At 72.3% G+C, this 1,170-nt stretch carries 2 protein-coding genes; one reads left to right on the top strand and one right to left on the bottom strand.

Annotated features, from left to right (window positions below; translation table 11 throughout):
* A partial coding sequence (locus ACI3KX_RS22105) for a PLDc N-terminal domain-containing protein (protein ID WP_404911097.1) occupies window positions 1-445 on the bottom strand: 445 nt, incomplete at its 3' end.
* A gap of 91 nt (window positions 446-536) precedes the next feature.
* Here ACI3KX_RS22105 and ACI3KX_RS22100 point away from each other — a divergent pair.
* Entirely contained in the window at window positions 537-848 is a 312-nt protein-coding gene (locus ACI3KX_RS22100; RefSeq protein WP_349428567.1) for a DUF4229 domain-containing protein, read from the top strand.
* The last annotated feature ends 322 nt before the right edge of the window (window positions 849-1,170 follow it).

Below are 1,170 nucleotides of genomic sequence, written 5' to 3'. Positions count from 1 at the left end.
GCTTCGGCTGCGGCGGGGTGCCCGGCGCGGCAGTGCCGCCTGCGGCGGCCGTTCCGGGGGCGGTGCCACCCGGAGCAGCGGTGTCGTCGGATTCCGCCGGGCCGAGAGGCTGGCTCCAGCGGGGGTCGTCGCTCTCGGCGTCGAGCTGCGCCAGCTCCTCCTCGAGGCGGCGGATGCGCTCGTCCTGATCGCTGATCGTGCCGATGCGGCCGAGGAACTCGGGGTCGTCATCCGGCGCGCGGCGGGCGGCGACGGACGAGGCCCGCACGCGTCCGACGATGAGCCAGAGCAGACCGCCGAGGACGGGCAGCAGGACGACGATGAGGATCCAGACCGGCTTGCTCACGCCACGGTGGCGGCTCGGGGGCTGGACCGCGCAATCGACGATGGTGAAGACCCAGAACGCGGTCGCCACCAGGGCCAGTATCAACAGCACCCGAGGCATCTTCCCATCCTAGGCGGGCGCGGCCCGGCGTGGGCGTGCCGTGACGCAACCGTCGCCGAACCCGCCCGTGGGTCGAACGTAGGATGGACGGGTGAAAGCGCGCTCGGCCATCGTCTACTCGGTGCTGCGGCTGCTGGCGTTCCTCGTGCCGTTCGGCATCCTGATGCTGTTCCCGATCATGCAGGAGTACTACTGGCTCGCCGCCATCTTCGCCGCGCTCATCGGCCTCAGCCTGTCGGTGCTCTTCCTGCGCAAGCCGCTCGAGGACGCGACGTCGGGTCTCGCCGAGCGCCGTGCCCGGTCGCGCAGCGCGGTCACCGACGAGCAGGCGGAGGATGCCGCGGCGGACGCCACCACAGACCCCCGCGCTCCCGACAACAAGACACCGGACTCCCGGGCCTGACGAACCGCGGGCTCGAGGCGTTTCGACTTCGGGCGCCAGAGCGCCCTCCGCTCAACGACCGGCACCTTGGCGCCGGACGTTGAGCGAGCGAGGAACGAGCGAGACGAAACGCTCGCTCCCAGCAGCGACGCCGGGCCGGGGCGCTTCGACCTCCGGCGCGAGAGCGCCCTCCGCTCAACGACCGGCACCTTGGCGCCGGACGTTGAGCGAGCGAGGAACGAGCGAGACGAAACGCTCGCTCCCAGCCGCGACGCCGGGCCGGCGGCGCTTCGACTTCGGGCGCCAGAGCGCCCTCCGCTCAACGACCGGCACCTTGGCCCCG

The organism is Microbacterium sp. ZW CA_36 (assembly GCF_044987475.1).
Taxonomy (GTDB): domain Bacteria; phylum Actinomycetota; class Actinomycetes; order Actinomycetales; family Microbacteriaceae; genus Microbacterium.
The sequence above is the reverse complement of the archived record's forward strand: the minus strand, read 5'-3'. Positions and strand labels throughout refer to the sequence as shown.